Source organism: Streptomyces sp. NBC_00377, assembly GCF_036075115.1.
GTDB lineage: Bacteria > Actinomycetota > Actinomycetes > Streptomycetales > Streptomycetaceae > Streptomyces.
In genome coordinates this window covers 4,553,834-4,567,387 of the sequence record NZ_CP107958.1, presented here as the reverse complement: position 1 = coordinate 4,567,387, position 13,554 = coordinate 4,553,834, and the positions used below count along the sequence as shown (strand labels likewise).

At 70.7% G+C, this 13,554-nt stretch carries 16 protein-coding genes; 7 read left to right on the top strand and 9 right to left on the bottom strand.

The features are described from left to right. Nucleotides 1-23 precede the first annotated feature (23 nt). Nucleotides 24-992, bottom strand: a complete 969-nt coding sequence (locus tag OHS71_RS20515; protein WP_328480829.1) for an LAETG motif-containing sortase-dependent surface protein — start codon at nucleotides 990-992, stop codon at nucleotides 24-26. 296 nt (nucleotides 993-1,288) lie between these two features. Between OHS71_RS20515 and OHS71_RS20510 the strand changes: the two genes are divergently transcribed. Continuing rightward, on the top strand, nucleotides 1,289-2,950 hold the full coding sequence (locus OHS71_RS20510; RefSeq protein WP_328480828.1) for a glycoside hydrolase family 13 protein: 1,662 nt from the start codon (nucleotides 1,289-1,291) through the stop codon (nucleotides 2,948-2,950). 44 nt (nucleotides 2,951-2,994) lie between these two features. On the opposite strand, the gene OHS71_RS20505 is transcribed toward OHS71_RS20510, so the two are convergent. Beyond that, complete coding sequence (locus OHS71_RS20505; protein ID WP_328484578.1) at nucleotides 2,995-3,720, bottom strand: DUF4142 domain-containing protein; 726 nt, start codon at nucleotides 3,718-3,720, stop codon at nucleotides 2,995-2,997. Between the two features lie 231 nt (nucleotides 3,721-3,951). Between OHS71_RS20505 and OHS71_RS20500 the strand changes: the two genes are divergently transcribed. Beyond that, entirely contained in the window at nucleotides 3,952-4,743 is a 792-nt protein-coding gene (locus OHS71_RS20500) for an MOSC domain-containing protein (RefSeq protein WP_328480827.1), read from the top strand. A gap of 30 nt (nucleotides 4,744-4,773) precedes the next feature. Here OHS71_RS20500 and OHS71_RS20495 read toward each other — a convergent pair whose 3' ends face one another. The 4 genes from OHS71_RS20495 to OHS71_RS20480 all read right to left on the bottom strand — a co-directional run bounded on the left by OHS71_RS20495 (nucleotide 4,774) and on the right by OHS71_RS20480 (nucleotide 6,327). Beyond that, a complete protein-coding gene (locus tag OHS71_RS20495) occupies nucleotides 4,774-4,941 on the bottom strand; it encodes a hypothetical protein (RefSeq protein ID WP_328480826.1) in 168 nt (55 codons plus the stop codon). 85 nt (nucleotides 4,942-5,026) lie between these two features. Next, nucleotides 5,027-5,272, bottom strand: a complete 246-nt coding sequence (locus tag OHS71_RS20490) for a hypothetical protein (protein ID WP_328480825.1) — start codon at nucleotides 5,270-5,272, stop codon at nucleotides 5,027-5,029. 9 nt (nucleotides 5,273-5,281) lie between these two features. Next, on the bottom strand, nucleotides 5,282-5,515 hold the full coding sequence (locus tag OHS71_RS20485; protein WP_328480824.1) for a DUF397 domain-containing protein: 234 nt from the start codon (nucleotides 5,513-5,515) through the stop codon (nucleotides 5,282-5,284). An 8-nt stretch (nucleotides 5,516-5,523) separates the two neighbouring features. Beyond that, nucleotides 5,524-6,327, bottom strand: coding sequence for a helix-turn-helix domain-containing protein (locus OHS71_RS20480; RefSeq protein ID WP_328480823.1), 804 nt, complete (start codon nucleotides 6,325-6,327; stop codon nucleotides 5,524-5,526). A 233-nt stretch (nucleotides 6,328-6,560) separates the two neighbouring features. Here OHS71_RS20480 and OHS71_RS20475 point away from each other — a divergent pair, with 233 nt between their 5' ends. Both OHS71_RS20475 and OHS71_RS20470 read left to right on the top strand, forming a co-directional pair. Beyond that, nucleotides 6,561-6,980 carry an ATP-binding protein gene (locus OHS71_RS20475; protein ID WP_328480822.1) on the top strand — a complete coding sequence of 140 codons (420 nt, stop codon included), beginning with the start codon at nucleotides 6,561-6,563 and terminating at the stop codon, nucleotides 6,978-6,980. Between the two features lie 167 nt (nucleotides 6,981-7,147). Continuing rightward, a complete protein-coding gene (locus OHS71_RS20470; protein ID WP_328480821.1) occupies nucleotides 7,148-7,852 on the top strand; it encodes a DUF6445 family protein in 705 nt (234 codons plus the stop codon). Nucleotides 7,853-7,910: 58 nt separating this feature from the next. Here the strand turns inward: OHS71_RS20470 and OHS71_RS20465 are convergent, their stop codons facing one another. After that, a complete protein-coding gene (locus tag OHS71_RS20465; protein ID WP_328480820.1) occupies nucleotides 7,911-8,453 on the bottom strand; it encodes a hypothetical protein in 543 nt (180 codons plus the stop codon). A gap of 173 nt (nucleotides 8,454-8,626) precedes the next feature. Here OHS71_RS20465 and OHS71_RS20460 point away from each other — a divergent pair, with 173 nt between their 5' ends. Continuing rightward, a complete protein-coding gene (locus tag OHS71_RS20460) occupies nucleotides 8,627-9,115 on the top strand; it encodes a DUF7144 family membrane protein (protein ID WP_328480819.1) in 489 nt (162 codons plus the stop codon). Between the two features lie 30 nt (nucleotides 9,116-9,145). On the opposite strand, the gene OHS71_RS20455 is transcribed toward OHS71_RS20460, so the two are convergent. Beyond that, nucleotides 9,146-9,916, bottom strand: coding sequence for a M23 family metallopeptidase (locus tag OHS71_RS20455; protein WP_328480818.1), 771 nt, complete (start codon nucleotides 9,914-9,916; stop codon nucleotides 9,146-9,148). Between the two features lie 158 nt (nucleotides 9,917-10,074). Next, a complete protein-coding gene (locus OHS71_RS20450) occupies nucleotides 10,075-11,148 on the bottom strand; it encodes a glycoside hydrolase family 26 protein (protein WP_443046991.1) in 1,074 nt (357 codons plus the stop codon). Between the two features lie 81 nt (nucleotides 11,149-11,229). Here OHS71_RS20450 and OHS71_RS20445 point away from each other — a divergent pair, with 81 nt between their 5' ends. Both OHS71_RS20445 and OHS71_RS20440 read left to right on the top strand, forming a co-directional pair. After that, nucleotides 11,230-11,430: a hypothetical protein gene (locus tag OHS71_RS20445; protein WP_328484821.1), complete on the top strand. Its 201-nt coding sequence runs from the start codon at nucleotides 11,230-11,232 to the stop codon at nucleotides 11,428-11,430. Nucleotides 11,431-11,607: 177 nt separating this feature from the next. After that, complete coding sequence (locus OHS71_RS20440) at nucleotides 11,608-13,356, top strand: lysyl oxidase family protein (protein ID WP_328480817.1); 1,749 nt, start codon at nucleotides 11,608-11,610, stop codon at nucleotides 13,354-13,356. Nucleotides 13,357-13,554 lie beyond the last annotated feature (198 nt).

The following is a 13,554-nucleotide window of genomic DNA, read 5'->3' as shown; positions in this document are numbered from 1 at the left end:
CCCGTCACGTCACGTCGTCCCCGTCAGCCGCGCAGGGCCTTGCGGCGGCGGGTCGCGACGACGATCGCCGCGCCGCCCGCCAGCAGCGCGGCCGCGCCGCCCGCGATCAGCGGGGTGTTGCCGTCCGCACCGGTCTCGGCGAGGTCGCCGCCGCCGCCGTTCGGCGTGGGCGCGGGCGCGGTGGTCGACTCGGAGACGGACGGGGCCGGTGTCGGCGTGCCCGACTCCGACTCCGACGGGGACGGCGAGGGAGACGTGCTCCCGGACGCCGACGGCGACGGCTTCGGCTGCGACGGCTCGGTGGGCGTCGAGGCGGACGGCGACGGCCCGCCGCCTCCGGCCGGCGGCTTCGTCGGCGGCTGCTCGGTGACCGTGCAGTCCTTCGTGCCGCCGTTCCAGGCCGCGATCAGCTTGTCCTTGATGACGGGACGGTCCGGGCCCTTGGGCAGGTCCCCGTGGGCGAACCCGTCCTTCGCGTCGAGCTTGCCGTCGAACTTGACCGCGCCCCGGTAGAGGTCGATCTGAGCGAAGCAGCCGGCGTCGGGCACGGAGATGTCGAGGGTGTCGGTCTTGCCGGGCTTGACCGTCACGGTGTCGAAGTCGACGAAGACCTGCTCGCCGGAGGTGCGGAAACTGGCGCCGTGGGCGAGGTAGGAGGCGAGGGAGGCGGTGCAGGTCGTCGCGTCACCGGCCGCGCGGACCGTGACGTGGATCTTGCCGTCCCCGGTCGGCCTGAGGTTCTGGTCGTCGACCCGGACGGAGCTGAAGAAGCGCGTGCCGTCGAGGGAGAACTCGCAGCGGTCGGTCTCCGTCTCGGTGCCCGCGCCCGTGCCCGGCTGGTACTGGCCGCCGGAATTCCAGCCGTCGCCACCGGGCGTCCCGGTTCCGGCGGAGGCGGTGGAGGCGGCGGCGACGGAGGCGGCGCACAGGGTGAGCGAGGCGGCGCCCGCCCCCAGCAGGCGGCGCACGGTGACACGGCGGGCTATGGACATGCGAATCCCGTTCTTGGCGAATGCCAGGACTCATCGGCCGGGCGGAACGGCCGGGGCTGATTGGTCAGATCAGAAAAGGTCGGATCAGGGAGGTTCGTTCAGAAGAAGAAACACCAGGCCCTCCGGTCACAGGGGCCACAGTGTGGGCCCATCGTCGTGCGCATCGCAGACCGCTGTCAACCTGGTTCAAACCTCGGGGAGTTCAGAATTCCGTCACCTCTTCCTCACGTACGGAATGATCTGCTCCGAATGGCTCGCACGTTCACATTCCCGGCAAGATGGACAGACTTCCGTCCATGACCGACTTCTCCTCCCACCGCCCCGACTGGTGGCGACAGGCCGTCGTCTACCAGGTCTATCCGCGCAGCTTCGCCGACGCCGACGGCGACGGGCTGGGGGATCTGCGAGGCGTCACCGGCCGGCTGCCCCATCTGGCGGGCCTCGGCGTCGACGCCCTGTGGCTCTCCCCGTTCTATCCGTCCGAGCTGGCCGACGGCGGCTACGACGTCGCCGACCACCGGGACGTGGACCCGCGCCTGGGCACCCTGGCCGACTTCGACGCGCTGACCGCCGAGGCCCACCGTCTCGGCCTCAAGGTGATCGTCGACCTCGTCCCCAACCACACCTCCCACCGGCACGTCTGGTTCCAGGAGGCGCTGGCCGCAGGACCGGGCTCCCGGGCCCGCGAGCGCTACGTGTTCCGCCCCGGGCGCGGGTTCGGCGGCGAACTCCCGCCCACCGACTGGCAGTCGGTCTTCGGGGGCAGCGCCTGGCAGCGTGTCCCCGACGGCCAGTGGTACCTGCACCTCTTCGCCCGCGAGCAGCCGGACCTGAACTGGGACCTCGAGGAGGTCCGCGAGGACTTCCGCACCACGCTGCGGTTCTGGTCCGACCGGGGTGTCGACGGCTTCCGGGTGGACGTGGCCCACGCCCTCGCCAAGGACCTCACGGACCCCCTGCGCGACCTGGACACACCGGACCTCGTGGGCGAGGAGGCCCTCGACCGCCTGCCCCCGGGCACCCACCCCTTCTACGACCGCGACGAGGTCCACGAGATCTACCGTGACTGGCGCCGCGTCCTCGACTCCTACACCCCGCCCCGCACGGCCGTCGCCGAAGCCTGGGTCCCCGGCATCCGGCGCGCCCTCTACGCCCGCCCGGACGAACTGAACCAGGCGTTCAACTTCGAGTATCTCCAGGCGGACTGGGACGCCGAGACGATCCGAACGGTCATCACCGACTCGCTCGCCACCGCCCGCGCCGTCGGGGCGTCGGCCACCTGGGTCCTGTCCAACCACGACGTCGTGCGCCATGCCTCCCGGCTCATGCTGCCGCCCGGCACGGACGCCAACGCCTGGCTCCTCTCGGGCGGCCACGCCCCGCGCGTCGACGAGAGCGCCGGCCTGCGCCGGGCCCGTGCGGCGACGCTGCTGATGCTGGCGCTGCCGGGATCGTCGTACGTCTACCAGGGCGAGGAGCTGGGTCTGCCCGAGGTCGCCGACCTGCCCGTGGAGGTCTTGCAGGACCCCCTGTGGGAGCAGACGGGCCGCGTCCGCAAGGGCCGCGACGGCTGCCGGGTGCCGCTTCCGTGGACGACGACGGGAGCGTCGTACGGATTCGGCGCGGCCGGCGCCTGGCTGCCGCAGCCGCCGTACTTCGCGCGGTACGCCGTCGAGGCCCAGGACGGTGTGCAGGGCTCCACCCTGGAGCTCTACCGCACGGCCCTGCGCCTGCGCCGCAAGCTGCTCGACGGCGAGGAGCTCGACTGGCTGCGGGACACCCCGCCGGGCGTGCTGGCCTTCGCCCGCCACGACGGCTGGCGGTGCGTGACCAACCTGTCGCGGGAGCCGGTTCCGCTGCCGCCGGGGGAGGTGCTGCTGAGCAGCGTTTCCCTCGGCGACAGTGGACGGCTGGGCCCGGACACGACAGTCTGGCTCGCCGGGGCCGGGACGTACTGACTCCGGAGCCTGTCCGGGGCCGGACCGGGCGACGAGGCCGACGGCTAGCCGGCGTTGCCCGATATGGCCGCGTTGAGGTCCAGCGGAGTGGAGGTGGCGGTCGGCGGCGGGTTGAGGACGATCATGGGCTGGCCGGCGGGCGGGACCGGAGGGGTCAGGTCCGACTTGGGCAGCTTCGGCGGCGTGGTCTGGTTGAACAGCGTCGTGTCGAAGTCGACCAGACCGGTCTTCTCCATCACCGTGATGTGGTCCAGAACGGTGTCATTGGCCTGGTCGGCGAGGGCCCGGACCAGGGTGTTCTTCGTGGTGGACCGGATCTTGGCGATCGTGTTGAAGATCGAGCCGTGCGTCATGCGCAGGATGTTGGCGAAGTCGCTGTCGAACTGCTTGCCGCTCTCCGCCTTCAGCTGGGTGACGAATCCCTCCTGCTGAGGGCTGGCCACGTTGGGCAGCGTGATGTTCAGCATCGGCGCGATCTTGCGGCAGCTGGTGTCCAGCGCGCCATGACCGTCGATCAGGTGGTTGCTGGCGGTGCGGACAGCCGGAGTCTGGCTCTTCTGGAGTCCGAGCTGACCCAGCGGGTACTCCCACAGCCCGGCGGCCCGCACCTTCACCACGAAGTCCCGGTCGCCCTCGGTCAGCGGGCCCCACTGGGTGTTGGCGATCACCCGGTCGGTCGAGGTCGACACGGTGTCAAGTCCGAGCATCGATGGGTAGGCGAGCGCGCCGAGTGTCAAGGTCAGCGCACCGCCGACGAACAGGGTTCCCATCATGTTTCGCGAAAGTGGCACCGTGCCTCCTGCCCGGTCGGGGACTCCGCCGATGATGTCGATGTACTCCGCCCGCTGGGGGGCGGACAGACAGGAGTACGGACGCGGAGCGGATCCGACTCACCGGTATCCGTGAAAAGTTGATGGACGGCCGTCACCGGCATCGATAAGTTCCCATAAGGAACTCGCCGAGTGCGATGCCGGACGACGGACTGCCGAGGGGGCGTCGGGATGACGGTCGCGAGACTGACAGGGATCACGTACTACCCGGTGAAGGGATGCGCGGGGACGGCGCTCCGGGAGGTGACGCTGACGAGCACCGGACTGCCGCACGACCGCACGTACGCGATCGCCGACGACAAGGGCGACCTGCGCTGGCAGGGGGGCGACCCCCGGCTGGCACTGATCCATCCGGAACTGAGCGACGGAGTACTGACGTTGAGGGCTCCGGGCAGGGACCCGGTGCGGGCGGACAGCGACGACGTGCACGCCTGGATCACGGACGTCCTGGGCGCCCCGAGTACCCTGGTGCGGTCCCCGGACGGCAACGGCGGCCGGCTGCACCTGGTCTCCCGGGCCAGTCTCGACGCCCTGAACCACCGGATCGCCGAGCGCGGGGCCGATCCTCTCCCCATGAACCGCTTCCGCCCCAACCTGGTGGTGGACGGCTGGGACGTCCCGCACACGGAGGACGGCGCGGCCCGTCTCGCCATCGCCGGCGCGGAACTGGCCTTCACCGAGGACACGATCCGCTGCGCCATCACGATGGTCGACCAGCGCACCGGCCGCCGCTCGGGCCCCGAACCCCTGCGCACCCTCGCGGACTACCGCCGGGCCGACGGCGGCGGAGTCGCCTTCGGCGCGTACTTCGAGGTGCTGCGGGCGGGGAAGGTGTCGGTGGGCGACGAGGTGGTGCTGGGCCCGGGGCAGGATGCGGGGTCGGGCGCGGGTCCGGGGTCGGCTTCGGCCGGGACCTTCCGCGACAGCGCGCGTACGGCGGAACGGGCGTCGCCGGACCGGTGATCGTCCGGCCCGACCCGGCCCGGCCCGGGATCAGAGGGAGTGCAGGAAGTCCGTGAGGACGGCGTTGAACTCCTTCGGCTTCTCCACGTTGGGGTAGTGGGCGGTGCCGCGCGGCGTCCGGTGCGGTGCATCGCAAGGCGGAGCATCGCCCGCGTACTGGATGTACTCGGGTGATGCGACAACGCGGCGTGGGGGCACCCCCGGCCGAAGGCTGGGGGAGTGCCGTGCCGGACGCCGCGCGCCCGGCGGGAATTGTCAGACACGCCCTAGCCGCAGGGGCTGCCTAGATGCCCTCGATGCGCTTCATGCCCTCTCTGCGCTTCAGCAGGCGGCGGGCTTCGAGGGCGCGGTTGATGGTGTAAATGCGGATCACGGTGAACACGACGACGGCGGCGCCGAGGCCGGCCATCGCCCACTCGCTGTCCCGGATGGCCGCATAGAAGAGGAAGCCGCTGAAGACGACGCCGAAGACGGCGAGCAGGGGCTCGCGCACCCAGAACGGGAGGGCGCGTACGAGGAGACCGATCATCCCGTCACTTCAGCAGGCGCCGCCCCTGCGTGCTGTGATGGAGGCCACAATTCCGGGGGTCCCTGTGTGTATCGCGTGAAGAAAATGGGCGAGCGGGACCGGCGCGGTGGTGAGGACGGCGCCGGGGGCGTCGGACTCACGCAGGTGGAGCGAGGCGGGGGTGGTGGCGGCCAGCTCGACGCAGTCGTTGCCGTCGCCCTCGCCGGAGTGCGACGACTTCTGCCAGATGCGGGGGGTGTTCATGAGGCGCCTCAGAGCTCCTTCGCGAGCTTGCCGATGAAGTCACGCGACCGTTCGGGTCCGAGCGATACGGCCTCCACCTTACGGAAGCGCGTTCGGTAGGCCTTGAGGTGAGCTTCGGAGTCGATGAACACGGACCCGTGGGGTGAGTCCCGTACCACCGTGTCGAGTTTGGGCAGAGGGCCGCTCACGTACGTCATGGTGCTCGAAGCCCTCGAGAACCCGTCCAGGTCGAAGGGGACCACGCGCAGGGTGATGTGATCTTTTTCGGAGAGCTCGACGAGGTGCGCGAGTTGAGCCCGTGAGTCGGCGCGGCTGCCGACTCTGATGCGCAGCGCCGCCTCGTGGACCACCACCTCGTAAGGGGTGGTCATTCTCTGGCGATCCAGTCGATGGCGTACCCGCAACTCAATCTCCTCGGCCATGAGTTCAGGCACCCGCGAGGAGAAAACGGCCCGAGCGTAGCTCTCCGTCTGGAGCAGGCCGGGTACGAAGAGGATGGCCACCTCGCGCCTGAACGAAGCGTGGTGGTCCAGCTCCGACAGATCCAGGAACGGGGTGGGCAGCAGGCCTCTGTACTCCTCCCACCAGCCGCGTGTCCGCTCTGTGGCCATGGCCACCAGGGCGTCGATGAAATCGTCGTCCGTGCAGGCGTAGTGGGACGCGAGACGGCGAAGCCGTTTCTCGCTCACGCCCGCGAGTCCGGACTCGATATGAGTGATCTGGGCCGGGCTCACGCCGAGCAGCGCCGCCGCTTGGCGGGCCGTGAGGTCCGCAGCCTCTCGAAGTCTGCGAAGTTCGGTTGCCACGCGCATCTGACGTGCCGTCGGTTCACGCCTCAAGGCTCGGTCGCTCCTAGGTTGAACGCGCCTGCGGGCGCGACTCGTTCGACGTCAGATTACGCGATCGACTTGCCGCGTCTCTAAATTTAGATCTACCGTCGGTGACGCAACGCACACGCTGCGGAAGTGCACCGCTCCGTCCTGCCGGGACGGCTGAGGCATGCCACCGCGCGCATTCACCCCGTTCACTTCCCTGGAGCCGACCCGTGCCCGAAGCCGCCCCCGCGCCCGACTCGTGGGAGTACTCCCTCTACATCCCCGGTGACCCCCGTGCCGTCACCGTCTGCCGCCGCACCCTGCGTCTGATCCTCACGCTGCACGGGCTGACCCACCTGCTCGACACCGCGGAGCTGCTCGCCTCGGAGCTGGTCTCCAACGCCGTGCTCCACACCAAGGGTCCCGCCTGTCTGCGCCTCCGTTTCCGGGACGGCGTCCTCCAGATCGGTGCCTGGGATGCGGACCCCGAACCGCCCGGGCTTCCGAGCGGGCCGGGGGAGCCGGCCGACGCCGAGAGCGGGCGCGGGATGGCCCTGGTCCGGGCCTGCGCCGACCTCTGGCACTGGCAGCCCCTGTCGCGCATGGGTCACCGGGGCAAGTTGGTGTGGTGCGAACTGAACGCGGCGTAGGAAGCTGCCGCCACCGCCGGCGACCTCTTCGCCGATCCGAACCGATGGGGCCGGTCCCCTCTGTTGGTGAACCGTTGACCGCCCCGGCGAAACGTTGACCACTTCGCGCAGGAGTGCGGACGAACGGGAGGGCGAGTCATGAGGCGCCTCCGGCCTACATTCACCGCATGTCCATGCCACAGCGGCCCCACCGGCCCCCGAGGGCTGCCGCCACGCTCCCCGTGCTCCCCTACCGCAAGCCCACTCGGGGACGCGACTACTGGGTGATCGACGACGTCTTCCCCGACGCCGACATCGCCGCGATCCGCGAACGCTGCCTCGCCAAGGACGACTGGGTCGAGGGCTACCCGTACACCTCGGAGAGCTGGCCCGGACTGCGCACCATGCCGGGGCTCCTGCCTGCTGAACTCGGGCGCGTGGAACGGCTGGTGAGCAGGGCGACGGGCGCGCGGAAGCTGTGGGTGCAGCAGACGCCCGGCGGCGGGACCCTCAACCACAACTGCATCCAGGTGGTGGGGGAGGGCGAGAGCACCCCACGGCCGCACTCCGACTCGCGCGCGCTGTGCCGGTACGCGGCCGTCCTGTACCTCAACCCGTCGGTCCCCAAGGACTGCGGTACCAGCTTCTACCGGCAGTCACTGCCCGGCGGGCGGCTCGGCGGCAACGTCGTCCAGGCCCCGCACAACAACCTCGTCGAGGCCCTCGGCACCCGGTTCGTCGCGCCGGACGCCTTCGAGGAGGACGTGCGGGTGCCCCACAGGCACAACCGGCTGCTGCTCTACCACGCCAACCTCGTGCACAGCGCGACCGGTTACACCGGGACGACGCTGGAGGAGAAGCGGATGACGGCCGTCTTCTTCTGGATGGCCTGACCGCTCGACGGCGTGAGCCCGTCGCATGCCGGTGAGGACGACCGCCAAGGGGCTGGCGTCAGTAGCGCACCGCCCGGGCCACCTCCGCCTTCACCTCGCCGGACAGGGTGCGGTGGCTGCGGGCCGTCTGCGTGCCCGTCTTCCCCGCCGCCACGTCCGACACGGTGACGACCACCGTGTCGAGCCGGTTGCCGTCTGAGCCCTTGAAGTCGACCTGGACGGCGAAGGACTTCGTCCCGTCGGCGGTGTTGGAGACGGTGACCTCGACGGTGGTACGTCCGTCCTGGTCCGTGCCCGGTTTGCCGAGCTTCACGTCGGACTTCACATCCGCGCCGTCCTTGATCTCGCCCAGCTCGCGGCTCGCCTCCGCCGTCGCCGACGCCAGCGCCGAGGACGCGTCGGAGGCGAGATCGGAGGCCAGACCCGAGGCGATCGAGGACGCGGCCGCGGTGGCCTCCCTGCCCAGGGACTCCGCCGCCGAGGCGGCCTTGCTGGCCGCGGACGAGACGGACGAAGGGGTGTTGTCGTCCGAGCAGCCGGTGAGAGCGGTGGCGCAGCAGATCGCCGCCGCCGTCAGCAGCACGCCCTTGGTGCGTCGCATCTGATGTCTCCTTCTGAGGGTCCGCGGGCCTTCCTCCAGTGAAGGGGCGGTCCCGGCCGTCCGCATGCCGGGTCACCCGAACGGCGCACCCCCGTGGTGGCGGCCCCCGGCCGGACGGAGGGTCGGTGGAGCACGGAGAAGGACACTCGCCGACACAGAGACGGGGTGGCGCCATGAGCGACCAGCCGCACTCCCGACCCTCACCCGGGCCCCGCGTGTGGGACCCGTCCCACCAGGGAACCGGTACGCCCGGCCGGACCACACCCCCGCCGGCGGGAGGCGGAATGGCCGCCGGCGGGGTCGTCTTCGCGGGTGTGCTCATGTTCGTCAGCGGTGTCCTCGCCGTCTTCCAGGGCATCTCCGCCATCGCCGAGGACGACGTCTACGCGCGAGTCGGGGACTACGTCTACGAGCTGAACCTCACCGGCTGGGGCTGGGTCCTGCTGATCGTGGGCATCGTGGCGGCGGTGACCGGCTACGGGCTGCTCAGCGGGGGCGAGTGGGCCGGATGGGCCCGGATCAGCGGTATCACGCTGGCCTCCCTGAGCCTGATCCTCCAGTTCCTGTTCCTGCCGTACGCACCGGTCTGGGCGGTCGTACAGATCGCCATCGACGTGTTCGTGATCTGGGCGCTGTCCGCCTACCGCCCCCGGCAGGCATAGGCGCCCGCTGGGGGCGTCCGGGACTTGCGGTCATTGCGTCGGCGCGGATGCTTCGTCGACCCGGACGTCCTTCCGGCGCAGCCAGGTCAGCGGTGGCACGGCGGACCCGAGGTAGGGCGTGATCCGTACCTCGAAGTGCAGATGCGGGCCGGTGACGTTGCCGGTCGCGCCGGAGAGGCCGATGCGCTGGCCGGCCTTCACCCGGCCGCCCTTGCGCACGTCGATGCGTGACAGATGGGCGTACTGCGTGAAGTAGCCGTCACGGTGGCGGATCACGATCTGGTTGCCGAAGCCGTCGCCGCAGGTCGTGGCGCGGACGGTGCCGGCGCCGACGGCGTACACGGGGGAGCCGGAGCCCACGGCGAAGTCCTGGCCGGTGTGCCGGTGGGCCCAGCGGGAGCCCTTGGCGGCGTAGCCCGCGGACAGCCAGTAGTGGCGGGTCGGGACGGTCCAGTGGCGGGCGCGCCGCTCGGGCGAGTGGCTCCGGTCGCCGAACGGACAGTGGCCGTCCCGTCCGTAGGGGTCCACGGCGACCGGATCGCCGGCGTTCCTCCCGATCGCCCACAACAGGTCCCACAGCTCGGCGCGCACGGCCTTACGGCGGCGTTCTGCGGCCCTCACCATCGTGGCGGGGGCGTCCGCCTCGCGTAGCCGGTCGACCCGCGCGCGAGCCCTCTCGTGCGCGTGGACGGCCCTTGCGGCCTCCCTGCGGAACCCGTCGCTCCCGGCGCCCGCGGGCACGGCGGTGAGCGCGAGCAGCAGAAGGGCGATCAGGGCGGCGCCGGTCGCGGACCCGGTCACGGTACGCAAGCGGGCCCGCGCCCGGGCCCGCGGCAGTGTTCGCCTTCGCGCCCGCGCTCGCGTTCGTGCGAGACGGGCCTGGTGTTCTCGTCCCATCTTGGGATCATCGGACCGGCGAGGTGGCCAGGTGCGGCACCCGGCCCGCGTGGCGGCCGGGTTCAGCCGAACGGCCCCCCGACCAGCGACCGGTAGACGGCCGACGACCGTGGATTGTCCGGGCACCGCCACACGCCGTGCGGACAGTAGTCGCTGATGGTCTGGTACAGCGGCCGGTGCTGGGCGAACCAGGTCAGCATGGAGCGCACGTACTTCGGGTTGTCGCCGTTGCGGAACAGCCCCCACTCGGGATACGAGAACGGCTTGCCGTGCGCCCGCGCGAACCGCACATGCGCGGCGAGACCGTACGGCTCGCCGACCTGCTCCTCGAAGGACATGCCGTGGGGCTGGTCGTAGGCGTCCATGCCGACGACGTCCACGTACCGGTCGCCGGGATAGCACTCGGTCCACGGGATGGCGTCACGCCCCCGGTTCGGTGCGAACTCGAACCGGAACCGCTGCCCGCCCACGGACCGCATGACCTTCACGATCCGCACCCAGTACGCCTTCCAGGCAGCCGGATCGGGCCCGCACCGATGGGTGTAGGTGATCCCGTTCATCTCCCAGCCGACCACGAGCACCGTGTCCGGCACCCTCAGCGAGACCAGCCGCCGGGCCAGCTTCCGGAAGTGCTCGTCGTACGCGCCGTCCGCACCCTTGCGCAGTTCGCTCCGCACATCGGAATCGGGCAGATGCGCCTCCGCACGGTCCAGCATCGGCACGTTGAGCACGAACAGACGGTCGGCGCGGGCCCTCCGCCACTTCGCCCAGTGCTCGAGGTCGCCGGCCGCTCCCTCGATGTATCCCCACCGGGTCCCGGCCAGATAGGCGTGACCGACCCGCGGCGTGGCCGGTCCCAGCCACCTGTCGATCTCCGCGATCCGCTGGATGCCGACGGGGCCGTATCCGACATAGGCCCCGAAGGGCCCGGGCGGCGCCGGACCGGCCCCCTTGTCTTCGGAGACACCGGAGACCCCGGCCCGCGTCTGTTCCCCGACGGTCACACTCGCCGGCCCGGCAAGGAGAACGAGAGCGGCGAGGAGAGGGGCCAGGGCCGAACGGGGCGGCCGAAGACCGCGCCGGACACCCGGAGACCCGGACACGGCACGAAAAGGACGAAACACCGGCAGAAGCATCGGCACATGATGACCTTCCATCCTCGCCTGCACACCGAAATCGCCACGGAACCATCCGTATCGGGGACAGGGCAGGAGGGCATGGGATCAGGGACGGGGCCCGCGCACCATGAACACGACCACGGGGTCCACAGCATCCACACCTTCGGCCTCGGCGACTTCTACGACTGGACCCCGGCCGGCCAGTGCTGCTTCCTGAGGAAAGGGGGCAGCGCGACCCGGATCACCGACTTCGACAAGCGGATGCTCCGGGACTTCTGGTGCCACCTCAAAAACCGCTAGGGCCTCTGAAATTCCTCCGACCGGTTTCTCGCCCGGCAGGCAACCCCGGCACACCCTTTGCCTGTCTCACAGGGTGCTCACAGCGCAGGCCGGGGTGCGAGGGGATGTCAGACCCGGCCGGGCGGTGGGCTGTCCAGTCCGATGCCACTGACCATGGCACTCGCAGACGAGGAACCGATGACCAGACCGCAGAACCGCAAGGGCCTCAGGCGCACGGCGTTCGCCGCCGGGGCCGCGCTCACCGTCGTGGCCGCCGTCGCCGGGTCCGCACCCGGCGCCGGCGCGGCGCCGGCGAGCACGCCCGGGACGCCGAAGCTCAAGCTCGTCGCCGCGTCGAAGACCGTGATCGCCGACCGGTACTCGGGGGAAGCCGGGGTCTATCTCGACCTCGGTACGTATGTCACCGCCGACAACGCTCCGCTGGAGCTCAAGGTGACCCGCAAGTCGTACAAGGACCCGATCGTCGCCCAGCAGATCCTGCGCGACGGGTCGAAGGTGAAGACGAAGGCCCTGCCCGCCGGGCTCGTGAAGGACTTCGGGGGGCTCACGGACTTCCTGGAGGTCTCCATCAAGAACGCGGCCGGGGCGGAGGTGCAGAAGATCAAGAGCGGCTTCTGCCCGAACAACGCCTCCGGGCGGCTGCGCCCGGACGCCCCGGCCACCTCGCACTATCCCGAGAGCTGCTCCACCAACCCCTTCACGCTCGGCTCGGTATGGGGCGTCGAGAAGGGCTGGGCGGCCAACACCTCCGCCTTCGGCTACGACAAGCCCGTCGATCTGGCCGCGGGCGAGTACACCGTCAAGGTGGCGGTGGCCAAGAAGTACCGGGACCTGTTCGGCATCCCCGACGACCGGCCGACCATCAAGCTGACCGTCCGGGAGATCAGTGACGGCGGCGAAGGCGGGGGTGGCGGAGCCGGGCTCACCGCCCGTGGTGCGCACGGCGCGCACACCGGGGGCAGTCATGGCGCGTCCCACGACATGGCCGGCATGGCGGGCATGGACGGCATGGACGGCATGGACGGCATGGCAGGGATGGCGGGTGGGCATCACTACGGGCCCCGCGGCGCCGACGCCCCCACGCCCTCCGCGCTCTCGCACGCCCTGGAGGCCCGCGGTCTCGCCCATCACCTGGGCGACGCCGCCGGACACACCGACGGCTCGCGTGTCGCGCCCGCGCTGAAGGCCGCCGCCAAGCGGCCCGCGGGGCGCGCGGGCGCCCCCGCCAACGTGCCCAAGCCCGACCTGCGTTCGCTGCCGGCCTGGGACATCGCGGTCACCGACGGCGAGGACGGCGACGCGGCCGGCAAGGACTACCTCGCCTTCAGCGCCAACGTCTGGAACGCCGGCCCCGCGCCGCTCGTCGTGGACGGCTTCCGCAAGCCGGGCGCGGACCTCATGGACTCGTACCAGTACTTCTACGACGCCAAGGGCAAGCAGGTCGGCTACGCCCCCGCGGGCACCATGGAATGGGACCCGCGCGTCGGCCACGAGCACTGGCACTTCACCGACTTCGCCAGTTACCGGCTCCTCGCCGCCGACCAGCACGAGATCGTGAAGAGCGGCAAGGAGGCGTTCTGCCTCGCCAACACCGACGCCATCGACTACACGGTGAAGAACGCCAACTGGCACCCGAACAACACCGATCTGTCGACGGCCTGCGGTCAGCAGAACTCCATCTCCGTGCGCGAGGTCCTCGACGTCGGCTCCGGCGACACGTACACCCAGTACCGTCCCGGCCAGTCCTTCGACATCACCGACCTGCCGAACGGCACCTACTACATCCAGGTCATCGCCAACCCGGCGAACCGTCTCCAGGAGACGAACACCAAGAACAACGTCTCCCTGCGCAAGGTCGTCCTGGGCGGCACCGTGGGTGCCCGCACGGTGTCGGTCCCGCCGGTCGACCTGGTCAACGCGCCCTGATCGCGCCCTGATCGCGCGCTGATCCGTCCACCCGTCCATCCGATCCCGGCGTCCCCGCGGTGGCATGTCCGCGGGGACGCAGGGCACCCCCGCGGCGGTCACCGCCCCGGTCCGGCGGGGGCAACCCCCGGGCGGCTCCGGGAGTCTCCTGAGTCGTCTGTGCTTTTCGGACGTATTCCTGCACGCGTGTAGGGTTCC